Source organism: Streptomyces sp. JH002, assembly GCF_050916115.1.
GTDB lineage: Bacteria > Actinomycetota > Actinomycetes > Streptomycetales > Streptomycetaceae > Streptomyces > Streptomyces xiamenensis.
The window spans coordinates 4815923-4833831 of sequence record NZ_CP087989.1 but is presented as its reverse complement, the minus strand read 5'-3'; the positions used below and the strand labels follow the sequence as shown (position 1 = coordinate 4833831).

The window sequence follows — 17909 nt, the reverse complement described above, 5'->3', positions numbered from 1 at the left end:
CAGGTCAGGCCCCGTCGAGGTGTGTCACACGCCACGGCGGGGCTGTCCGATTTGCGCCCGGCGGACTCATATGATGCGCGAATAGTGCTGACTCTCGCGACGCTCCGCCAGGAGCCTTTCCGCCTGCCGACCACCGCCCGACGGGTCCTGCTGCCCCTGGCGGTGGTGTTCGCCGTGCTGGCCACCGCGGGCTGGATGGCGCGGGGCGACGCGCCGCCCCCCAGCGTGTACACGCAGGAGCACGCCGCCTGGGCCGAGGGCACCCTGCACGGCGAACCCCTCCCCGGCCCGGACACCCCCGCCCAGGACATCGGCGCCTTCTTCGCCGGCCTGACCGCCGCCGAGCAGCGGACCCTGGCGCACGACTACCCGCTGGTCGTGGGCAATCTGGCCGGTGCCCCCATCACCCTTCGGTACGAGGCCAACCGGGTGGCGCTGGCCGAGGCCGCTGAGTCCGAACGCGCGCGCATCGCCGTCGGCGGCTTCTCCCCCGCCGGGGCGCACGAGGCGCAGCGCCGGCTGAACCGCTTCGAGACCCTGGCCGACGGGAAGCGGCAGATCCTCGCCTTCGACCCCACCGGCCGGGGCAAGGTCGCCGAGGTGCTGGGCGACCTGGAGACCGCGGAACGCGTCGCGCTCATCGTGCCCGGCGTCGACACCGATCTGCTGGGCTTCCAGAAGACCTTCGGCAAGTACTCGGCACCGGTCGGCATGGCCCAGGCGCTGTACCGCGAGGAGCGGGACCTGGAACCCGGGACCAGCACGGCGGTGATCGCCTGGGCCGACTACGACGCGCCCTCCGGCATCGCCATGTCCGCGTTCACCGGCGATTTGGCCGAGGCGGGCGCCGACCGGCTGCTGACCACCCTGACCGGGCTGCCGGGCGACTCCCCGGTGGCGCTGCTGTGCCACTCCTACGGCTCGGTGGTGTGCGGCCTGGCCGCCGACCGCCTGCCCGCGCGCGTCACCGATATCGCGGTGGCCGGCAGCCCCGGAATGCGCGCCCCGGACGTGACCGGCCTGGGCACCAGTGCCCGGGTGTGGGCGATGGTCTCCGACGACGACTGGATCAGCGACGTCCCGCACCTGGAGGTCGGGCCGCTGGGCCACGGCGCGGACCCGGCGGACCCGGCGTTCGGGGCGCGGCTGCTGGGCACCGGCGACGCGGTGGGACACAGCGGCTACTTCGAACCGGGGGCCGAGAGTCTCGTCAACCTGGCGCTCGTGGCCACCGGCGCGGTCGACTCCGTCCGGTGCGCGCCAGGGATCACCCACTGCGCCCCATCCGACCCGTGCGCGGCGCTGATGTGATGCGCGTAGCACCGTTTGCTGGCGACCACCGGACACGCTCGGACGCGCGAGGGGAAACCGTCAGCGCGGGCGCATACGATGACCCGCATGGGTGATGTGCTGGCGGGAATTCATTCCTCCTGGGAGTTCGACACCGACTCCGTGCTCATCCGCTTCGAACGGGGCATACGGACGCCGAAGCTCTTCCAGATACTCGGCGAGCGCCGTATCCCGTATGAGGCGCTGAGTTCGGTGGAACTCACACCGGGGAAGCGCAAGGGAACGATGGTGCTGCGGGCGGTGCCCCGGCGGGGTGCCGACCCGCTGCTGGAGGCGGCCGCCGGGCAGCTGAAGTCCTCGGCCGATCCGTACCGGCTGCTGCTGCCGGCGGAGCGGGAGACGCTGGGCGAGTACTACGCCGACGAGCTGCGGGCGGTCCTGCCCCCGGACGCGGCGGAGCCGGCCGACGGCTATCTGGTGGCGGCGCCGCCCGCGCCGCTGCAGTTCAAGGCGTACGACGCGCGGGTCGCCTTCGACGGCGACGTGGTCTCCTTCCGCTGGTTCTCGACGGGGGCCTCCTCGGCGAAGTGGAAGGCGGGGGACCAGTTCTTCCAGGTGGGCGAGCTGGCGGGCATCGAATGGCGCTCCCCGGAGATCACCGGCGGGCATCTGCGGCTGCTGCGCCACGGCCCGGACGGCGAACCGGAACCGGCGTCGGGGGAGCCCGACCAGGACCCCACGGCGGTGTGCTTCGGCCTGGGCTACGGTCTGGTCCACGAGTCGCTCCCGCTGGCCGCCGCGGTCCTGGCGGCGGTGCACGCCACCGATCCCGTCCCCGCCAAGGTCAGCGCCCCGGCCCACCACCGGGCGGACCCCGCCGACATCGCGGACCGCATCCGGCACCTGGGCCAGCTGCACGGGGCGGGACTGCTGACGGACGAGGAGTTCACGACGAAGAAGAAAGAGCTGCTGGCCGAGCTGTAGGGGCGGGCGGGGGGTGAACCGCGCCGGGGGCGGGCCGGCGGGGCCCGGCGGACCGCAGGTCGTACGCTGGCCCGCGTGGGGTCTACTGCGGAGTCGGCTGCCGGGCGGTTGTGGAACGACGTGCGCCGGCAGGGGGTGTTGCTGTCCCAGGCGCTCGGGGCTCCCGAGCCGTCCGAGGCGCTGCTCGCCCGCGCCCCCCGGGCGTGGATGCGGGTGCTGCCGCACGTCCTGGCGTTCGCCGCCGTCGCGTCCCTGCTGCCCTCCGGGGTCGTCGTCCTCCTCAACGACTACGGCCTGCCCGGCGCTCTCGCCGGCCTGCTCGGGGTCGCCCAGGCCGCGCCGCTCCTGCTGGCCGCCGCCCGGCCACTGTCGGCCTGGTACATCGTCTTCGTCGCCGACATCCTGACCGCCCTGGCCCTGCTCCTGTGGGCCGACACCCTCGGCAGCCAGGCGTGGCCCTGGCCGCCGACCGCGATCGTCGGCTACCTCCTGCTGTGCCTGCCGCTGGCCCTGCGCCTGCCGCGCCGCACCCTGGTCGCCGTCTGGCTGGCGACCGTGGCCGCCGCTGTCCTGCTCGGTCTGCTCAACCCCGACCACTCCCCCGGCTCGAATGTGCTGCTGGTCGTCCTGTCCGGCGTCGTCCTGCTGCTGGGCGGCGCCGTGCGCGAGCGCTCCGAGGCGCAGCACGTCAGCGAGGTCGAGCGGGCCCGCCGCACCCTGCTGGAGGAACGCGCCCGGATCGCCCGCGAGCTGCACGACGTGGTCGCGCACCACATGTCGGTGATCACCGTGCAGGCGGACAGCGCCCCGTACCGCATCGAGGGCATCCCTCAGGCGGCCCGCGAGGAGTTCGCCACCATCGCGGGCACCGCCCGCCAGTCGCTGGCGGAGATGCGGCGGCTGCTGGGCGTGCTGCGCAGCGAGGGCAGCGACGGCGATCCGCAGCTCGCGCCGCAGCCGGGTCTCGACGAGCTGGACGCTCTGGTCGAGTCGGCCGTCCACGCCGGGGTGGACGCCCGGCTGACGCGGACCGGGGAGGCCGACGGGCTTCCGCAGGCGGTCACCCTCAGCGCGTACCGGATCGTCCAGGAGGCGCTGGCCAACGTCGTACGGCATGCCCCGGGGTCCGCGGTGGCGGTTTCGGTGGCCGTCGACGACGCGCGCTCCGCGCTGCGGGTGGAGGTCGTGAACGGCCCGGCCGCCGCCCCCGCCCGCCCGCTGGAGTCGCACGGCACCGGCCATGGTCTGATCGGCATGCGGGAGCGAACCCGCCTGGTCGGCGGGGAACTCGACACCGGCCGGACGGCGGACGGCGGCTTCCGGGTGGCGGCCGTGCTGCCACTGGCCGAACCGACCCGGGGGGAGATCTCATGAACAGCACCGGCACGGGCGCCGGCGGCCCGATCACAGTGGCGATCGTCGACGATCAGGCGATGGTGCGGGCCGGGTTCGCGGCGCTGCTCGCCGCGCAGAGCGACATCGATGTGGTGGGCGAGGCCGTCAACGGCGCCGAGGGCGTGGAACTGAGCCGCCGCGAGCACCCGGACGTGGTGCTGATGGATGTCCGGATGCCGGTGATGGACGGCCTGGAGGCGGCCCGGCGGCTGCTGGACCCGCCGCCCGGGGTGGTGCACCGGCCGCGCGTGCTGATGCTGACCACCTTCGACGTGGACGACTACGTGTACGAGGCGCTGCGGGCCGGCGCCAGTGGCTTTCTGCTGAAGGACGCGCCGCCTGCCGATCTGATCGCGGCGGTGCGGGTGGTGGCCGCCGGGGACGCGCTGCTGGCGCCCTCGGTGACGCGCCGCCTGATCGCCGACTTCGCCGCCCGGCCGGCGGCGGGCCGCCGCAAGGACCCGGCGCTGCGGCTGAAGGGGCTGACGGCCCGCGAGACCGAGGTGCTGGAGCTGGTGGCGCGCGGGCAGTCCAACCAGGAGATCGCCTCGTCCCTGTTCGTGGCGGAGCAAACGGTGAAGACCCACGTCAGCCGCGTCCTGGGCAAGCTGGGCCTACGCGACCGCGCCCAGGCGGTGATCTTCGCCTACGAGTCCGGGCTGGTCTCCCCCGGCGAGCGGTAGAGCTCCAGCAGCCGGGCGGCGAACTCCGCCGGGTGCTCGACGGCCCCCAGATGCCCGCCCGGGAATTCGGCGACCTCCAGGTCGAGCAGTTCGGCGAGCTGGGCGGCGGGCCCGTACAACGGCAGCAGCCCGCGTGAGTCCCGGCCGGCCGCCGGTATGAGCCGCCGGCCGGCGCGGCGCAGTCCGTCCACGTCGGGGAGACCGGCGGTGAAGGGACACAGCAGGTGTTCCAGGAAGACGGGAATGTTCGCGTGCATCCTGGGGGCCATCTCGTGGAGGGCGGGCGGCAGCGCGGTGGGCTCCCGCTCGGCGGGCCGTCCGCCGAGGCCCTCGCCGAAGCGGGCCATGGCGGCTCCGGCCCCCTCGGCACGGAACACCTCACGCACCTCGGCGAACAGGGCGCGGTGCGGGGCCGGGTCGGCCAGCAGTTCCACCAGTGGCGGCTCGTGGGCGATCACCCGGCGCAGTCGCTCCGGGTACCGGGCCAGCAGGTCGAGCGCGACGACGGCGCCCGAGCTGCTGCCGAACACGTACGCGTCCCGGTGCGGTGACAGCGCCTCGATCAGCCGGTGGGCGTCGTCGCTCCACACCTCCACCCGCTGGTCGGTGAGCGGCTCGTGCAGGGTGCTGCGGGACAGGCCGCGCGGGTCGTAGGACAGGACGGTGAAGTGGGCGGCGAGGATGTCGGTCATGCCCGCGTACAGGCCGGCGTCGGCGGCGCCGCCGGGGATCAGCAGCAGGAGCGGGCCGCTGCCCGTGCGTTCGTGGTGCAGGGTGGCGCCGGGTACGGCGAGCGTACCGACGGCGACGGTGGTGCTCATCGGGGGTTCTCCTCGGGTGGGCGCGGCGGCCAGTTGGCCAGGGTGGAGTGCAGCGCGTCCAGTGCCCTGGCCCAGGAGCGGTCCACCTCCCTGGGGTGTCCGAAGGCGCCGCTGAGTTCCAGGTGGACATAGCCGTGGAAGGTGCTGCGCAACAGGCGGCCGGCGTCCGTGAGGTCGGGTTCGGTCAGGCCGTAGGCGCGCAGCATGCCGTAGGTGAGGTCGACGCTGCGCCGGAAGACGGCGAGGTCGGTGATCTCGGCCGGGTCGAACCGCTGCTGGGTGGCGGCGTAGCGGCCCGGGTGCCGCAGGGCGTAGTCGCGGTAGGCATCGGCGAAGGCCACCAGAGCGTCCTTGCCCGACCGGCCGGCGACGGCCAGGGCGATGCGGTCGGTCATCTCCTGCGAGGCGAGCAGCGCGACGCGGACCCGCAGGTCGCGCAGGTTCCGTACATGGGCGTAGAGGCTGGCGTCCTTGACGCCGAAGTGCCGGGCCAGGGCGGCGACGGTGAGCCCGTCGAGCCCTTTCTCGTCGGCGAGTGCGGCCGCCGCGGCGGTCAGACCCGCCGCGGTGATTCCTGCCCGGACCACGGGCCCACCTCTTTTCCCTCACCCTGACAGCTTCCTAGAATGACTAGGCACAAACCTAGGGCACCTAGGTTTGTGGTGTCCACCCCCTACCCCGGTATGACACCGGGAATGGCTCCCCGGTGTGACGCGGGTACGGGTGCCGTCCCCGCACTCTCCTTCCCGACCGGCCGTCGGCTCCTCCGGCGGCCCCGGGAGGGAGACCTGACATGCCGCGCCGCCGTCTCACGCGGGTTCTGGCCAGCACACTGCTCGCGCTGACCGCCGCCACCGCGACCGGGGGGTGGACCTTCGGGTCGCACACCCAGCCCGTCCAGGGGCCCCCGGCCGGGGCGGCGGCGTGGCGGGCGGACGACAGCCTCGGGGTGCCGCTGCCCGACCCGAAGGACGCCGCACCGGCCGAGGTCGCCGCGTTCTTCGCCACCCTCACCGGCGACCAGCGAAGCGATCTCGCGGCCCGCCACCCGCTGACGGTCGGCAACCTCGACGGCGCCCCCCTCACGCTGCGGTACGCGGCCAACGCCCTCGCCTGGCAGGAGCACTACGGCGTCCCGCCCGACCCCGGCCGGCAGTTGCTCGCCTTCGATCCGCGCGGCCGGGGCACCTTCGCCGAGGTGTTCGGCGATCTGCCGGCCGCCGAGCGGACCGCCGTGGTCGTCCCGGGCAGCGACAACGACCTCGACACGTACAACACACCGACCACCTGGGCCCGCGCCCTGCACACCCAACTGACCGCCGACGCCCCCGGGACGGCCTCCGCGACCATCGCCTGGATCGGGTACACCACCCCGGACGGCGTCGGCCCCGACCAGGCGACCGACCGGCTGGCCAAAGCCGGGGCACCACGGCTGGAGCGTTTCCTGGCCGGGCTCGCCGTCACCACCGCGCCCACCGCCGCCGCGCCCACCGTGCTGTGCCACAGCTACGGCTCCGTGGTGTGCGGCCTGGCCGCCCGGGACGCCGGTCCGCACCTGGCCGCGGGCGACCTGGTCTTCCTCGGCAGCCCGGGCACCCGCGCCGGTTCCGCCGCCGCCCTGGGCACCGGCGCCCGCGTGTGGGCCTCCCGTGCGCCCGCCGACTGGATCAGCGCCGTCCCCAACGTCCAGGTGCTGGGCCTGGGTCACGGAACCGACCCGACCGACCCCGCGTACGGCGCCCGGGTCTTCACCTCGGACGACGCCGGCGGCCACGCCGGATACGGCACGCCCGGCACCGACGCGCTGCGCAACCTCTCCGCCATCACCCTGGGCGCCTACGAGCTGATCGGCTGCGCCCCCACCTCCCCGGAGTGCTCCGATGTCCCTCACCACTGAGCTGCGTTCCCTCGCCTCCACCGTCGAGGCCCGCACCCCCGCCCACCGGGACCGTGCCGTCGACGGCCTGCGGGCGCTCGCCCTGCTGTCGGTGCCGGCCGGACACTGGCTGGTCGGCGGGTTCACCCTCGACGAGGCCGGCGCGCTGCACAACAGCAGCCCGCTCGCCGCGCTCGGCGCGCTCGCCCCGGCCAGCTGGCTGTTCCAGCTGCTGGGCGTCTTCTTCCTGGTCGGCGGGTACTCCTCGGCCCTGTCGCTGCGCCGGGCCACCGAGCGCGGCACCCCGGCCGGGACGTGGCTGCGCGGCCGGCTGGTGCGTCTTGGCCGGCCGGTGCTGGGGGTGGCCGCCGTGTGGGCGGCGCTGCTGCCGCTGCTGTCCCTGGCCGGGGTGCCGGGCGCCACCTTGCGGACGGCGGCGGTGCTGGTCGTCCAGCCGCTGTGGTTCGTCGGCGTGTACGCGGTGATCACGGCGCTGACCCCGTACGCGCTGCGCGCCGCCGAGCGCGCCGGGCTGTGGTCGGCGCTGCCGCTGCTCGCCTCGGTGGCGGTGGTGGACGCGCTGCGGTACGGGCCGTACGCGGAGGCGATGCCGTCCTGGCTGGGGCTGCTGAACCTGCTGCCGGGCTGGCTGTTCGGCTATCAGCTGGGGCTGGTGTGGGGCGTGGGACGGCTGTCGCGGCGGGCGGCGGCGTGGCTGCTGCTGGGCGGCGGGCTGGCGTTGTTCGTGACGCTGCTGACGGTGTTCGGTTACCCCGCGTCGATGGTGGGGGTGCCGGGCGAGGCCCGTACCAACTCCCACCCGCCGTCGCTGCTGGTACTGGCGCTGGCCGCCGCGCAGTCGGGGGTGGCGGTGCTGGTGCGCGAGCGGCTGGCGGCGCTGCTGGCCCGCCCCGCGCTGTGGGCGCCGGTCGTGGTGATCAACCTCAGCGCGATGACGATCCTGTGCTGGCACCAGAGCGCGATGCTGGCCGCCGCGATCCCCTCCGCCGCGCTGAGCGGCGGTGCGGCGGTGCTGGGCCTGACCTCGGCCCCGGCCACCCTGGGTTGGGTGGCGGCGCGGCTGATGTGGCTGCCGCTGTTCGCCGTGCTGCTGGTCGGTATCGGGGCGCTGACCAGGCGTTTCGAGCAGCCGTGGACGGGGGCCTCGGCGGGTGGGCGGGCGCTGGCCGGGGTGCTGGCGGCGGCGTTCTCGGTGTACGCCTTCGCCGTCGTGTGACGGGTTAGGCGGCCGGTGCCGGGTACTCGGTTGCCGCACGACGGGGGCCACGCGGCAGCGAGGACCGAGGACCGACTGCGATGGCGGACAGAGTACGGATGTGGCGCTGGCACCGCTCCGCACTGCGGCGGCGCAGCGACGTGGTGGAGGGCGTGGTGCTGATGGTGCTGTCGGTGCTGCTGGTGGCCGGGCCCGTGCTGCTGGGGGTGCTGGCGTTCTCCAGCACCTGGCACACGGGCGTACGGCAGGAGCAGACCCGGCACAGCACCCCGGCGGTGGTCGTGGACGACGCCCGCGCCGCCGCCCCCAGCCCGGCGGTGCGGCCCAGCAACGGTGAGACCACGGCGACCGTGCGCTGGAACGACACGAACGGCACCGAGCACACCCAGACCGTGCGCCTGGACCACGGCGGCAAGCCCGGCGAGCAGGTGACGCTCTGGCTCGATCAGCACGGCTCCCCGACCCAGTCGCCACCGAGCCCGGCGGCCAGAGGGGTGCAGTCCTCGGCGGCCGGGCTGCTGGCGGCGGGCGGGGCCGGCGCGGCGGTGCTGCTGACGCGGCACCTGGCGCGCGAGCGCTTCGAGCGCGGGCACGACCGGTACTGGGGGCGGGAATGGATGGAGGTGGAGCCGCGATGGGCACGCCGCTATCACTCCTGAGGTCCGCGCTGCGGTACCTGGCCCGTTCGCGCCCGGTGCGGCGGTTCGCGGCCACCTTCGCCGTGTCGCTCGCGTACCGGCTGGCGTACGCGGTGCTGCGGCGGATCGAGCGCCGCCGCTCCGGGGAGCGGGGGTTATTCCCGCCCTGCCGAGGTGCTGGACATGTCGGCGTAGCGGTCCCCGGCGACCTGGGCGGCGATCGGCTCCAGGGCGGCGAGCTCCTCCTCGGTGAGCCGGACGCGGGTGGCGCCGGTGTTCTCCTCGACGCGGGAGGGGCGGCGGGTGCCGGGGATGGGGACGACGGTCATGCCGCGCACGGTGGCCTGCTGCTGCACCCAGGCGAGCGCGATCTGGCCGGGGGTGGCTCCGTGGGCGGCGGCGATGTCCTGGATCGGGCGCAGCAGCGCGCGGTTGGCGGCGGCGTTGGCACCGGTGAAGCGCGGCTGGGTGCGCCGGAAGTCGTCGTCGCCGAGTTCGGTGCCGGCGTCGGCGAAGGAGCCGGTGAGGAAGCCGCGGCCGAGCGGGGAGTAGGGGACGAAGGCGACGCCCAGGTCCCGGGCGGCGGGTACGGCGGTGCGTTCCACGTCGCGGGAGAACAGCGACCATTCGGACTGGAGCGCGGCGATGGGGTGGATGGCGTGGGCGGCGCGCAGTTCGGCGCCGGTGACCTCGCTGAGCCCCAGGTGCTTCACCTTGCCCTCGCGGACCAGTTCGGCCATGGCGCCGACGGACTCCTCCAGCGGGACGGCGGGGTCGCGGCGGTGCATGTAGTAGAGGTCGATGACGTCCACGTCCAGGCGGCGCAGGCTGCCCTCGACGGCCTGCCGGATGTACGGGGCGTCGTTGCGGATGAGGCGGCGGCCCGGGTCGTCGGGGTCCTGGCCGATGGCGAACTTGGTGGCGATGGTGACCTCCTCCCGGTGGGCCCGGAAGAAGGGGGCGAGGAAGGTCTCGTTCGCGCCGGCTCCGTACATGTCGGCGGTGTCGTAGAGCGTCACGCCGAGTTCCAGGGCGCGGTCCAGGGTGGCGCGGGCGGCGTCGGCGTCGGTGGGGCCGTAGGCGAAGCTCATGCCCATGCAGCCCAGGCCCTGGACGCCGACGAGTGGGCCACCGGTGCCCAGCGGCACCCGCTCGATGGGGTTGGTGGTGCTCATGCGGAGTGTTCCCCTGTCGTCGTATACATGTCGATCTTGAAGTCGAGGACGGCGAGCGTGCTGTGCAGTTCGGCCATCCGGCGCGTCACCTCGGCCCGGGTCGCGAGGAGCAGGGCGCGGCGCTGGGGGTAGGTGTGGTCGCCCTGTCGTACGAGATCGGCGTACCGGACCATGTCCGCGACCGCCATTCCGGTCAGCCGCAGCTTGCCGACGAAGGCCAGCCACTCCAGGTCCTGGTTGGTGTATCGGCGCTGCCCGGTGTGGGAGCGGTCGATGTGCTGCATCAGTCCTATGCGCTCGTACCAGCGCAGGGTGTGCACGCTGAGCCCGGTGTGGGCGGCCACCTCGCTGATGCTGTACCGGTCCTGGCCGGCGGGCCTGGGGTGCGGCCGGTCGACCGAGGCGCACAGGTCGTCTTCCGTTCCGGTGGCGGTGCGCTCCTGCTGGGTCAGGGTCATGGGCCCACGGTACGGAGTTGGAGCGCACTCCAGGCAAGGGCCACCGGGGCCACCGAGGCCACCGGGCGGGTGCCGCGGGGCGGCGCGTTAGGGTCGGGGTCATGCCGAATCTGCGGAGTCTGGAGATCATCGACAGCTGGCCGGTGCCGTCAGCGGCGGCGGCCGTGGTGCTGGCGGACGGGCGGCTGGCGGGGGTGCGCGGCCCGGCCGGGCAGCGGTTCGCGCTGGCGTCGGTGACCAAGCCGCTGGCGGCGTACGCGGTGCTGGTGGCGGTCGAGGAGGGCGCGACGGAGCTGGACGAGCCGGCCGGTCCGCCCGGGTCGACCGTGCGGCATCTGCTGGCGCACACCTCGGGTCTCGCGTTCGACGAGCACCGGGTGATGGCGGAGCCGGGCACCCGGCGGCTGTACTCGAACGCCGGGTTCGAGGTGCTGGGCGAGCATCTCACCAAGGCGACGGGGATGCCGTTCGCGGACTATCTGCGCGAGGCGGTGCTGGAGCCGCTGGGGATGGCGGCGACGGAGCTGGCGGGCTCGCCGGCCAAGGACGGTGTCTCGACGGTGACCGATCTGGCGGCGTTCGCGGCCGAGTTGCAGGCGCCGCGGCTGCTGGCGCGCGAGACCCTGGACGAGGCGACCTCGGTGGTGTTCCCGGGGCTGAACGGGGTGCTGCCCGGTTATGGGCACCAGAAGCCCAACGACTGGGGGCTCGGTTTCTCCCTCCGCGACCACAAGAGCCCGCACTGGACGGGGGCGGCGTCCTCGCCGCGCACCTTCGGGCACTTCGGCCAGTCGGGCACCTTCCTGTGGGTGGACCCGGAGGCGGGCGCGGCGTGTGTGGCGCTGACGGACCGGGCGTTCGGCCCGTGGGCGGCCCAGGCGTGGCCGCCGTTCACGGACGCGGTGCTGGCGGAGCTGGGCGCTTCGCGCTGAGCGGGGCCCCGCCGGGCGGCCCCGGGAGGAGAGCTTCTTAGGCCGCGGGGCCGCGTGGAGCCGTCGCGGCGTCGTCGGGCGGGGGCGTCGGCACGGTGCCGGACGCGGGTACGGTCCCGGTCGGCGGCGGCGCTTCGGCCGGCTGTGGCTGCCGGCCGTGCAGGAACAGCAGGTTGAGCACGATCGCCGTGAGGCATCCGGCGCTGATGCCGCTGTCCATGATGGTCTGGAACCAGTGCGGGAACCCGTCGTAGACGCCGGGCACCCCGACCGGCAGCAGGCCGACGGCCACCGAGACGGCGACGACGGTCAGCGCGTGCCCGCCGCGTTCCCCGCCGAAGTCGACGCCCGCCAGGGTGCGCAGTCCGCTCGCCGCGACCGTCCCGAACATCACCAGGCCCGCGCCGCCCAGCACCGGCGCCGGGATGGCGGCGACGACGGCGCCCAGTTTGGGCAGCAGCCCGAGCACCACCAGCATGGCGCCGGCCGCCGCGACCACCCAGCGGCTGCGGACGCGGGTGAGCGCGACCAGACCCACGTTCTGGGCGTAGGCGGTGTAGGGGAAGGTGTTGAAGACGCCGCCGAGCACGGTGGACAGGCCGTCGGCCCGCAGCCCGTCGGCCAGCCGGCGCGGGTCGGGCCTGCGGTCCGTCAGCTCGCCGACGGCGATCAGGTCGCCGGTGGTCTCGGTCATGGTCACCAGGGCGACCACCAGCATGGAGACGATGGCGGCCAGCTGGAACTCGGGGGCGCCGAAGTGGAACGGGGTGCTGACCCCGAGCCAGTCGGCCTCCCCGACCCCGGAGAAGTCGGCGAGGCCGAACGGCACGGCGACGGCCATGCCCACGGCGATGCCGCCCAGCACGGCGACCCGGCCCAGCAGCCCGGGGCCGAACCGCTGCAGGAGCAGCGTCACCGCCAGGACGCCGCCGGCCAGGCCCAGATGGCGCGGGTCGCCGAAGTCCTCGGCCCCGGCGCCGCCGGCCGCCCAGTTCCCGGCCACGGGCAGCAGGCTGAGCCCGATGATGAGGATGACCGTCCCGGTCACCAGGGGCGGGAAGAACCGCAGCAGCCGGCCGAAGACCGGTGCGAGCAGCATGATGGCGATGCCGCACACGATCACCGAGCCGTAGATGGCGGGCAGTCCGCCGTCCTGGCCGATGAGCACCATCGGGGTGACGGCGGCGAACGTGCAGCCCTGCATGATGGGCAGCCGGGCCCCGAACCGCCACCAGCCGACGCACTGGACGAGGGTGGCGACACCGCAGATCAGCAGGTCGGCGGTGATGAGGTACGCCAGCTCGGCGGGTGAGAGCCCCAGGGCCCCGCCGACGATCAGCGGAACGGCCACGGCGCCCGCGTACATGGCGAGCACGTGTTGCAGTCCGAACGCCACCAGGCGGGTGGGGCGCGGGACCTCGTCGACGGGATGGACCTGATCTTTCTCCCAAGCTCTGGCCATAGCTGGACCGTAGGCGCCTTAAACAATCTGTTGATATCACCGAGATTACCGCCGTGTGACCTCCGTCACCTCTTCAGAATTACGATACCCACGGGTATTCAATACCCGTGAGAATGCTACGCTCCGCACATGTCCGACACCGAACGTCGCAGCCGGCCGTCCGAGCCGGTCCCCCGCCTCCCCCGCGAGGAAGTACGCCGCAGGCTGCTCACCGCCGCGGCCCAGGTGTTCGCCGAACGCGGGTACGCCGAGAGCAAGCTGGAGGACATCGCCCACACCGCCGGCTTCACCAAGGGGGCCGTCTACTCCAATTTCGGCAGCAAACGCGCCCTGTTCGGCGCCCTCCTCGACGAACGCGCCGCCGCCGAGGCAGCCGCCGTGATGGACGGCCTCGACCCGGCCGCCGACAGGGAAGAACTCATCGACCGGGCCGCGCGGCTCGTCGCCCGGCGGATCACCGAGGACACCGCACGCGGACAGCTCGGCCTCGAATTCACCGCCCGCGCCGCCCGCGACGAGGAGACCAGGGCGGTCATCACCCCCATGCGCCGGGCCCAGCGCGCCGCCGCGGCCGACGCCGTGCGCGCCGCCACCGCCCCCGCCGCCGCCCCACCGCCCGTCGGCCCGGAACTGGCCGGGCTGATCCTGCACTGCCTCACCAACGGCCTGTCGATGGAACATCTCGCCGACCCCGAGGGTGTCGGCGCCGACACCGCCGAAGCCGCCCTGGCCGCCGTACTGGGCTGGCTCGCCGGCGGTGAGCAACCGTCGTGAAGCGCAAGGAGTACATCGACTGGCTGCGGAACCTGGGGATCCTGCTCCTGTTCCCGTTCCACACCGCCAGGATCTTCAACGACGATCCGGAGTTCTACGTCAAAGGCCCGGAGGACACCTTCTCCTCCGCCCTCATCGGCCTGACCTCCTTCTGGTTCATGCCGCTGCTCTTCCTGCTGGCCGGCATGTCCAGCCGCTACGCGCTGCTCAAGCGCCCCGCCCGGCACTATCTGAAGGAGCGTTACCGGCGGCTGCTGATCCCGTTCGGCTTCGGCTGCCTCGTCGTCGTCCCGCCCCAGGCGTACTACGCCATGAGATTCCACGACGGCTACCGCGGCGGTTACCCGGATTTCCTGCGGACCTACTTCACCGACTTCTCCGAGTGGACGGTGCTCACCGGGATATCACCGGCACACCTGTGGTTCATCCTCTTCCTCTTCGTCATCTCCCTCGCCCTGCTGCCCCCGATGCTCGGGGTGCTGCGACGCGGAGAGCGGCCAGGGCGGCCGGGGCGGCCCTTCCTCGTCCTGCTGGTCCCGGCGGTCGTCATGGCGCTGCTGTCGCTGCTGCCCGAGGCCAGCGGCGAGAACATCTTCGTGTACGCGGGATACGTGTTCCTCGGCTTTCTGCTCGCCGGAAACGACGCCACGCTCGCCGCGATCCAGCGGGCCAGGGCCGGCTATCTGGCGCTGGCGGTGCCGGGCGCGGTCGCCATCGTGGTCCAGCGGTCCCTCACCGACGGTCCGCAGGACGCCGTGTTCACCGCCTGGCAGCAGCCGGTGTGCGTCGCGGCCCTGCTGGCCCTGCTCGGCTACGGACAGCGCTACCTGGACCGGCCCTCGTCCTTCATGCGCTGGTTCAGCCCGGCGGCCTTCCCGGTCTACATCCTGCACCAGACGTTCCTGATCGTGATCGCCTACTACGCCCTGCGGGAGAGCGACCGGATCGCCGTCGTCTTCCCCGTCATCATGATCGGGTCCTTCGTGCTGAGCGTGCTGTCCTACGAGATCATCCGGCGCACCTGGGGTCTGCGTACCGTCTTCGGCCTGTCCGCGGCCGCTCCGCGCCCGGTGCCGGGGATCACCGAGGAGACGGCGCCCGTGGGGCGGTGACCGGGCCGGGGGCCGGCCCCGGTCATCCGGGGCGGGCACCACGGGTCAGGCGTCGAACTCCCAGATCAGCACCTCGGCCCCCGCCGGCCCCGCCTCCGCCGTCAGCCCGGCGGCGTCCGTGATCCGGGCCGCGTCGGACGCCTCGCACACGGTGTCGCCCAGCCGTACCGACCCCGCCGTCACCACCAGATACACCCGGGGCGCCGGCGCCAGGGCGAGCCTCGCGCCCGCCGCCGGGCGGCACACCCGCAGCCGGGCACCGGCAACCGGCACCTCGTACGGCTCGTCGGGCGGCACCGACCGCAGCACCGTGTACCGGGGCTCGCCGCCCGCCGTGCCGGGTTCCAGCCACATCTGCAGGAAACGCAGCGGCTCCGGGCCCCCGTTGCGCTCGGCGTGGCGGATGCCGGCGCCCGCCGACTGGTGCTGGAGGTCCCCCGGGCCCAGCGTGACCGTCCGGCCGTCCGCGTCCTGGTGCGTCAGCGTGCCCGCCAGTACCCAGCTCACCAGTTCCACGTCCCGGTGCGGGTGCTCGCCGAAGCCGCTGCCGGGCGCCAGCCGCTCCTCGTTGCAGGCGAGCAGCGGCCCGAACCGTACGTTGTCCGGGTCGTAGTGGCCGCCGAAGGAGAACGCGTACCGGCTGTCGATCCCCTCCCCCGGTTCCCCGCCCCGGTGGCGGTCGGCACCGCGCTGCACTCGCACCCGTTCGTCACGCATGGGCCCACCGTATCCACCGCCCGCGGACCCCCGCCGGGAATGAGCGCCCGCCGGATGAGGCAGGCTGGACCCGTGCCCGATGCCGATCAGAGTCACCCGCATGCCGCTACCGTCCGCCGCCTCGAACAATCCTCCGGGAAGCTGGCGGCGGCCGCGATCACCAGGATGGATCAGCAGCTTCCCTGGTACCGCGCGATGCCGCCGGAGAACCGGTCCTGGATCGGCCTGGTCGCCCAGGCCGGTATCGCGGCGTTCACGGAGTGGTTCCGGCATCCCGAGACCCCGCAGGCCATCAGCACGGACGTGTTCGGCACCGCGCCGCGCGAGCTGACCCGGGCGATCACGCTGCGGCAGACCGTCGAGATGGTCCGCACCACCATCGAGGTGGTCGAGACCGCCGTCGACGAGATCGCCGCCCCCGGCCAGGAAGAGGTGCTGCGGAGCGCCCTGCTGGTCTACGCCCGGGAGATCGCCTTCGCCACCGCCCAGGTGTACGCGCAGGCCGCGGAGGCGCGCGGCGCCTGGGACGCCCGGCTCGAATCCCTGGTCGTCAACGCCGTGGTGTCCGGGGAAGCCGATGAGGGTGATCTTTCCCGGGCGGCGGCGCTGGGCTGGTCCTCGCCCGACCATGTGACGGTGCTGCTGGGCAGCGCGCCCAACGGGGACAGCGAACTGACGGTGGAGGCGATCCGGCGGGCCGCCCGCTATGCCAAGCTCCAGGTGCTGACCGGGGTGCTGGGCAAGCGCCTGGTGGTCATCACCGGCGGCAGCGACGATCCGCTGGCCGCCGCGAAGTCGCTGATCGGCCCCTTCGCCTCGGGCCCGGTGGTGGCCGGTCCGGTGGTCGGGGACCTGCGGGCGGCCACCCGCTCCGCGCAGGCCGCCGCCGCCGGGCTCCGGGCGTGCGCCGCCTGGCCGGACGCCCCGCGCCCCGTCCTGGCAGACGATCTGCTGCCGGAGCGCGCCATGGCGGGCGATCCGGTGGCCAGGACGCTTCTGGTGGAGGAGATCTACAGACCGCTCCAGCAGTCGGGGGCCGCGCTGCTGGAGACGCTGAGCGTGTATCTGGAGCAGGCCAGCTCGCTGGAGGGTGCGGCCAGAATGCTCTTTGTTCACCCCAACACCGTCCGCTACCGCCTGCGACGTGTGACCGACGTCACCGGCTGGCCGCCGTCCGATGTCCGATCGGCCTTTACGCTGCGCATCGCCCTGATGCTCGGACGGCTCGCCGATGGGGAGCACCGGGTGTGACCGGTCGGGTGAGGCCCACCCCTTACCTTGTGGGGTCCTCACAACTCGATCAGCCGTTCTTCGTCCCCGTCCCCACCGGCGGGGAGACCCTTGGCCAAGAGAGAGTGTGAGGGTGTTCGTACTCGTAGCTCCCGGCCAAGGCGCACAGGCGCCCGGCTTCTTGCGCCCCTGGCTCGACGTCCCCGGTGCCGCCGACCGGCTGACGGCCTGGTCGGACGCCATCGGCCTCGACCTGGTCCACTACGGCACGGACGCGGACGCGGACGAGATCCGCGACACGGCGGTGGCTCAGCCGCTGCTGGTCGCCGGCTCCCTGCTGTCCGCCCGCGCACTGCTGGGGGACACCCCGTACACCGGTGTCACGGCCGGCCACAGCGTCGGTGAGCTGGCGGCCGCGGCGATCGCCGGGGTGCTGAGCGACGAGGAGGCCATGACGCTGGTCCGCAAGCGCGGTCTGGCGATGGCCGAGGCGGCGGCCGTCACCGAGACCGGGATGTCGGCCGTGCTCGGCGGCGACCCGGAGGAGGTCGCGGCGAAGCTGGACGCGCTCGGCCTGACCCCGGCCAACAACAACGGCGGCGGCCAGATCGTGGCCGCCGGTACCCTGGAGCAGTTGGCGGCGCTGGCCGCCGACAAGCCGGCGAAGGCGCGGGTCATCCCCCTGAAGGTGGCCGGGGCCTTCCACACCGAGCACATGGCGTCCGCCGTGGCCGCCATGGACGAGGCGGCCCGGGACGTCAGCGTCGCCGACCCGGCCCCGGGGATCCAGTACGTGTCGAATGCCGACGGTGAGGTCGTTACCAGCGGCAAGGAGATCGTGCACCGCCTGGTCGCGCAGGTCTCCAGCCCGGTTCGCTGGGACCTGTGCACCGAGACCTTCCGGCGCCTGGAGGCGACCGCGCTGGTGGAGCTGTGCCCCGGCGGCACTCTCGCGGGTCTGGCCAAGCGCAACCTCAAGGGTGTCGCCCAGCTGGCGATCAAGACCCCTGAGCAGCTGCCGGAGGCCCGCGACCTGCTCGCCGCGGCCGCGGGCGCGGCCGGCACCGGTTCCGGTGCCTCCGCCGCCGGCGCATCAAGCGAATAAGGCGAAGAGGAGCCACCGAG

18 protein-coding genes are annotated in these 17909 nt (G+C 73.7%); 12 read left to right on the top strand and 6 right to left on the bottom strand.

Annotated features, from left to right (window positions below; genetic code table 11):
• The first annotated feature begins 84 nt into the window (after positions 1-84).
• The 4 genes from H7827_RS22155 to H7827_RS22140 all read left to right on the top strand — a co-directional run bounded on the left by H7827_RS22155 (position 85) and on the right by H7827_RS22140 (position 4352).
• Positions 85-1311, top strand: a complete 1227-nt coding sequence (locus tag H7827_RS22155) for an alpha/beta hydrolase (RefSeq protein ID WP_432747085.1) — start codon at positions 85-87, stop codon at positions 1309-1311.
• Between the two features lie 87 nt (positions 1312-1398).
• The gene (locus H7827_RS22150; protein WP_432747084.1) at positions 1399-2274 is read left to right on the top strand and encodes a DUF4429 domain-containing protein; all 876 of its coding nucleotides are present in this window, start codon (positions 1399-1401) and stop codon (positions 2272-2274) included.
• Between the two features lie 75 nt (positions 2275-2349).
• Entirely contained in the window at positions 2350-3648 is a 1299-nt protein-coding gene (locus tag H7827_RS22145; protein WP_432747083.1) for a sensor histidine kinase, read from the top strand.
• Positions 3645-4352 (top strand): response regulator, encoded by a 708-nt coding sequence (locus H7827_RS22140; protein ID WP_200367457.1) that lies wholly within the window; start codon positions 3645-3647, stop codon positions 4350-4352. Before H7827_RS22145 ends, H7827_RS22140 begins: the two co-directional genes overlap by 4 nt.
• Here H7827_RS22140 and H7827_RS22135 read toward each other — a convergent pair.
• Complete coding sequence (locus H7827_RS22135) at positions 4316-5173, bottom strand: alpha/beta fold hydrolase (protein ID WP_386536537.1); 858 nt, start codon at positions 5171-5173, stop codon at positions 4316-4318. The two genes, H7827_RS22140 and H7827_RS22135, sit on opposite strands and share 37 nt — an antisense overlap.
• Positions 5170-5760, bottom strand: coding sequence for a TetR/AcrR family transcriptional regulator (locus H7827_RS22130; protein WP_386536540.1), 591 nt, complete (start codon positions 5758-5760; stop codon positions 5170-5172). The genes H7827_RS22135 and H7827_RS22130 overlap by 4 nt, the downstream gene beginning before the upstream one ends.
• A gap of 206 nt (positions 5761-5966) precedes the next feature.
• Here H7827_RS22130 and H7827_RS22125 point away from each other — a divergent pair, with 206 nt between their 5' ends.
• From H7827_RS22125 to H7827_RS22115, 3 genes are all read left to right on the top strand, one after another.
• Entirely contained in the window at positions 5967-7070 is a 1104-nt protein-coding gene (locus H7827_RS22125) for an alpha/beta hydrolase (RefSeq protein ID WP_432747082.1), read from the top strand.
• On the top strand, positions 7054-8286 hold the full coding sequence (locus H7827_RS22120; protein WP_432747081.1) for an acyltransferase family protein: 1233 nt from the start codon (positions 7054-7056) through the stop codon (positions 8284-8286). The genes H7827_RS22125 and H7827_RS22120 overlap by 17 nt, the downstream gene beginning before the upstream one ends.
• Positions 8287-8366: 80 nt before the next feature.
• Positions 8367-8945, top strand: a complete 579-nt coding sequence (locus H7827_RS22115; protein ID WP_432747080.1) for an Rv1733c family protein — start codon at positions 8367-8369, stop codon at positions 8943-8945.
• Between the two features lie 134 nt (positions 8946-9079).
• Here the strand turns inward: H7827_RS22115 and H7827_RS22110 are convergent, their stop codons facing one another.
• Entirely contained in the window at positions 9080-10099 is a 1020-nt protein-coding gene (locus H7827_RS22110) for an aldo/keto reductase (RefSeq protein WP_432747079.1), read from the bottom strand.
• Positions 10096-10557, bottom strand: a complete 462-nt coding sequence (locus H7827_RS22105; RefSeq protein ID WP_386536559.1) for a MerR family transcriptional regulator — start codon at positions 10555-10557, stop codon at positions 10096-10098. Before H7827_RS22105 ends, H7827_RS22110 begins: the two co-directional genes overlap by 4 nt.
• Before the next feature lie 110 nt (positions 10558-10667).
• Between H7827_RS22105 and H7827_RS22100 the strand changes: the two genes are divergently transcribed.
• On the top strand, positions 10668-11489 hold the full coding sequence (locus H7827_RS22100; RefSeq protein WP_432748026.1) for a serine hydrolase domain-containing protein: 822 nt from the start codon (positions 10668-10670) through the stop codon (positions 11487-11489).
• 37 nt (positions 11490-11526) lie between these two features.
• Here H7827_RS22100 and H7827_RS22095 read toward each other — a convergent pair whose 3' ends face one another.
• Positions 11527-12951 carry a nucleobase:cation symporter-2 family protein gene (locus tag H7827_RS22095; protein WP_432747078.1) on the bottom strand — a complete coding sequence of 475 codons (1425 nt, stop codon included), beginning with the start codon at positions 12949-12951 and terminating at the stop codon, positions 11527-11529.
• Between the two features lie 129 nt (positions 12952-13080).
• Between H7827_RS22095 and H7827_RS22090 the strand changes: the two genes are divergently transcribed.
• Both H7827_RS22090 and H7827_RS22085 read left to right on the top strand, forming a co-directional pair.
• Positions 13081-13725 (top strand): TetR/AcrR family transcriptional regulator, encoded by a 645-nt coding sequence (locus H7827_RS22090; RefSeq protein ID WP_432747077.1) that lies wholly within the window; start codon positions 13081-13083, stop codon positions 13723-13725.
• Positions 13722-14837, top strand: a complete 1116-nt coding sequence (locus tag H7827_RS22085; protein ID WP_432747076.1) for an acyltransferase — start codon at positions 13722-13724, stop codon at positions 14835-14837. Before H7827_RS22090 ends, H7827_RS22085 begins: the two co-directional genes overlap by 4 nt.
• A 45-nt stretch (positions 14838-14882) precedes the next feature.
• Here the strand turns inward: H7827_RS22085 and H7827_RS22080 are convergent, their stop codons facing one another.
• Positions 14883-15554: a pirin family protein gene (locus H7827_RS22080; protein WP_432747075.1), complete on the bottom strand. Its 672-nt coding sequence runs from the start codon at positions 15552-15554 to the stop codon at positions 14883-14885.
• Between the two features lie 54 nt (positions 15555-15608).
• On the opposite strand from H7827_RS22080, the gene H7827_RS22075 reads away from it, so the two are divergent.
• Together H7827_RS22075 and H7827_RS22070 are read left to right on the top strand one after the other, a co-directional pair.
• A complete protein-coding gene (locus H7827_RS22075) occupies positions 15609-16805 on the top strand; it encodes a PucR family transcriptional regulator (protein ID WP_386536574.1) in 1197 nt (398 codons plus the stop codon).
• A 112-nt stretch (positions 16806-16917) separates the two neighbouring features.
• Positions 16918-17889 (top strand): ACP S-malonyltransferase, encoded by a 972-nt coding sequence (locus H7827_RS22070; RefSeq protein WP_432747074.1) that lies wholly within the window; start codon positions 16918-16920, stop codon positions 17887-17889.
• Positions 17890-17909: the final 20 nt, after the last annotated feature.